The 3,610-nt window shown below is 73.5% G+C and carries 5 protein-coding genes; 2 read left to right on the top strand and 3 right to left on the bottom strand.

All coding sequences use genetic code 11. The features are described 5' to 3' along the window. Positions 1-490: helix-turn-helix domain-containing protein (locus GTW67_RS20075; RefSeq protein WP_161166199.1), on the top strand; the 490-nt coding region annotated here is incomplete at its 5' end. A gap of 78 nt (positions 491-568) precedes the next feature. Then, entirely contained in the window at positions 569-1,363 is a 795-nt protein-coding gene (locus tag GTW67_RS20080; protein ID WP_161166200.1) for a phosphatase, read from the top strand. Positions 1,364-1,376: 13 nt separating this feature from the next. Here GTW67_RS20080 and GTW67_RS20085 read toward each other — a convergent pair whose 3' ends face one another. From GTW67_RS20085 to GTW67_RS20095, 3 genes are all read right to left on the bottom strand, one after another. Continuing rightward, positions 1,377-2,351, bottom strand: a complete 975-nt coding sequence (locus tag GTW67_RS20085) for a cation diffusion facilitator family transporter (RefSeq protein WP_161166201.1) — start codon at positions 2,349-2,351, stop codon at positions 1,377-1,379. A gap of 5 nt (positions 2,352-2,356) precedes the next feature. Beyond that, positions 2,357-3,229 carry an acyl-CoA thioesterase gene (locus tag GTW67_RS20090; protein WP_161166202.1) on the bottom strand — a complete coding sequence of 291 codons (873 nt, stop codon included), beginning with the start codon at positions 3,227-3,229 and terminating at the stop codon, positions 2,357-2,359. 18 nt (positions 3,230-3,247) lie between these two features. Continuing rightward, on the bottom strand, positions 3,248-3,610 hold a 363-nt coding region (locus GTW67_RS20095), incomplete at its 5' end, for an acyl-CoA dehydrogenase family protein (RefSeq protein ID WP_161166203.1).

Genomic DNA, 3,610 nt, shown 5'->3' on the forward strand with positions numbered 1-3,610 from the left:
CGCGACCCGGGCGGGAGCCCCCGCCGGACCCGGTGTCCCGGCGACCGTGCCCCGGGCAGGTGCCGCCTCGGCCGGTTCGGCCCCCGGGCCTCAGCAGGGCTGGACGCTCGGGGTCAGTGCTGCTGTCGCGCCCGGCGAGTGGGTGGCGGCCGACGCGCAGGCCGCGCGGGCGTTGGCGCGGGCGCGGGCCACTCGTGTGGCGGTGGTGCGGCACGGTGCCCGGCCCGCGCTCGACGACCTCGTCCCCGAGGCCGACGCCGAGGCGCACGCCCGCGCGCTCCTCGCGCCGGTCGCCGCCGTGCCCGCGCTCACCGAGACGCTGCGCGCCTGGCTGTCCCTGCACGGCAGCTGGGACCGGACCGCCGTCGCCCTGTCCGTGCACCGCAACACCGTCCGCCAGCGCATCGCCCGCTGCGCGGCCCTGCTGGACGCCGACCTCGACGACGCGGACGTACGGATGGAGCTGTGGTTCGCCCTGCGCAGACTGTGACCCGGCACGCCGGGTGACCCGCGTCCCACGGGATGACACCCGGCAGACGCGGACAGGTGGCTGCTACACAATGGAGCCATGCCGATACCCGGGACACCCAGCCGCGCCGAACTCGCCGGACACCTCGTCAGAACCCGTATCGCGGGCGACGTCGCCACACCGCGCGAGAACAACCTCTCCCACTACCGGAAGCTGGCGAACGGCGACCGCCACTACTGGCTCGGTCTGGAGCTGGGCGAGCGCTGGACCGACGAGCAGGACGTGCTCGCGGTGATGGCGGAGCGCGTCGGCGTCAACGACGACCCGGAGTACCGGTACGGCCAGGACACCATCGACCCCGAGCTGACCGTGGCCGCGCTGGAGCGCATGGCCGGGCGGCTGCGCAAGGCCGCCGACGGCGGGCAGCGCGTGCTGTTCGCCACCGGCCACCCGGGCGGCCTGCTCGACGTGCACCGCGCCACGGCCGCCGCGCTGCGCACCGCCGGCTGCGAGATCGTCGTGATCCCGGAGGGGCTGACCACGGAGGAGGGCTACGTCCAGCAGTTCGCGGACGTCGCGGTGCTGGAGCACGGCGCCTCGCTGTGGCACACGCACTCCGGGGAGCCGATGAAGGCCATCCTGACCGGCCTGGAGCGCGCGGGCCGCCCGCTGCCGGACCTCGTCGTCGCCGACCACGGCTGGGCCGGATACGCCGGTCAGCACGGTGTCGACTCCGTCGGATACGCCGACTGCAACGACCCGGCGCTGTTCCTCGCCGAGTCCGAGGGCACCGTCCAGGTCACCGTGCCGCTGGACGACCACGTGGTCAGCCCGCGCTACTACGACCCGATGACGGCGTACCTGCTGAACGAGGCCGGGCTCACCGCCGGGTGACCCCTCACGGCCCTCACGGCCAGGGGTTCAGCCCCTCAGTGCGGCGCTGCGCGAACCCGGGCGTCGGGTCCAGGTAGACCCGGCGCACGACCGGGAACTCCTCCCGCAGCCGCTGCTCCGCCCGCTCGCACGCCCACTCGATCTGCGCGGCCGTCGACACGTCCCGGAAGTCGACCTTCGCGGCGACCAGCGCCTCCCGCGGCCCCTGCACCAGGGTCGTCAGCTCCAGCACGGCCTCGATGTGCTCGATCGCCACCAGCTCCGCCCGCATCCGCTCGCGCACCTCGCGCGGCAGCGGCCGGCCGATGAGGAACTCGGCGTTGGACCGGCCCAGCACCCAGGCGACGTACAGCAGCAGGGCGCCGATGCACAGGGAGGCGACGGCGTCCCAGACGCCGGAGCCGGTGAGCTGCCCGCCGAGCAGGCCGCCCGCGGCCAGCAGCAGGCCGGCCAGGGCGGCGGAGTCCTCCATGACGACGGCCTTGACGGCGGTGTCGGGCGTGCGGCGCAGATAGCGGCCGAAGGGCACCCTGCGGCGCCGTGCCTCGCCGCGCACCTGCTTCAGGCCGGTCCGCAGCGAGTAGCCCTCCAGGACGAAGGCGACGGCCAGGACGAGGTAGGCCACCAGCGGGTCGCCGGGCTCCTCGCCGTGGGTGAGGGTGTGGATCCCGTCGTAGAGGGAGAAGACGGCACCGCCGACGAAGGTGGCGACGGCGGCGAGGAGGGCCCAGATGTAGCGCTCGGGACCATGGCCGAGCGGGTGGTCCTCGTCGGCGGGGCGCACGCTGCGCTTCAGGGAGGTCAGCAGCAGCACCTCGGTGACGGTGTCGGCGACCGAGTGCGCGGCCTCCGACAGCATCGCGCTGGACCCGCTGATCACGCCGGCCACCGCCTTGGCGATGGCGATGCCGAGATTGGCGAGGGCGGCGACGATCACCGTGAAGGTGCTCTCGCCGCCGCCGGACTCGTGTCCCTGGGGTTGCGCCATGCCCCTCAGTGTTCCCGAGGGACGCGGACCACGCCTTCCTGGATGACCGAGAGGGCGAGCCGCCCGTCCTGCGTGTAGATACGGGCCTGGCCGAGCCCCCGGCCGCCGGACGTGGACGGCGACTCCTGGTCGTACAGCAGCCACTCGTCGGCGCGGAACGGCCGGTGGAACCACATGGCGTGGTCCAGCGACGCCCCGACCACGTCCCCGACGGCCCAGCCGCCCCGGCCGTGCGCGAGCAGCACCGAGTCGAGGAGGGTCATGTCGGAGACGTACGTGGCGAGCACGACGTGCAGCAAGGGATCGTCGGCGAGCTTGCCGTTGGTGCGGAACCACACCTGGGAGTGCGGCTCGCGCGGGCTGCCGAAGTCGCCGAACGGCGGGTCGTCGACGTACCGCAGGTCGACGGCCGCGCGGGCCTCCAGGAACCGTTCGACGGTGTCGGCGGGCAGGTGCGGGTAGCTCCGCAGCCGCTCCTCGCCGGTCGGCAGGGTCGCCGGGTCCGGGGCGGGCGGCATCGGCGCCTGGTGCTCCAGGCCCTCCTCGTACGTCTGGAAGGACGCCGACAGGGTGAAGATCGGCTTGCCGTGCTGGACGGCGACGACGCGGCGGGTGGTGAAGGAGCGGCCGTCGCGCAGCCGGTCGACGTTGTAGACGATGGGCGCGCCGGGGTCGCCGGTGCGCAGGAAGTACGCGTGCAGGGAGTGCGCGAACCGGTCGGCGGGGACCGTGCGCCCGGCTGCCACCAGGGCCTGGGCGGCCACCTGCCCGCCGAAGACCCGGGGGACGACGGCGGAGCGGGAGTGGCCGCGGTAGATGTCCTCCTCGATCCGCTCCGGGTCGAGCAGATCGAGGAGGGACTGGAGTGCGTCGCTCATGTCCTGTGACCCTTCGGTCTACAGGCCCATGTTCTTCGCGATGATCGACTTCATGATCTCGCTGGTGCCGCCGTAGATGCGGTTGACGCGGTTGTCCGCGTACAGGCGGGCGATCGGGTACTCGTTCATGTACCCGTAGCCGCCGTGCAGCTGGAGGCAGCGGTCGATGACGCGGTGGGCGACCTCGGTGCAGAACAGCTTGGCGCTGGCGGCCTCGGCGGGGGTGAGCTCGCCGGCGTCCAGGGCCTCGGTCGCGCGGTCGGCGACGGCCTCGGCGGCGTCCACCTCGGCCTGGCAGGCGGCGAGCTCGAACTTGGTGTTCTGGAAGTGGGCGACCGGCTTGCCGAAGACGGTGCGGTCCTGCACGTACTGCTTGGCGAA

The organism is Streptomyces sp. SID5910, assembly GCF_009862125.1.
GTDB lineage: Bacteria > Actinomycetota > Actinomycetes > Streptomycetales > Streptomycetaceae > Streptomyces.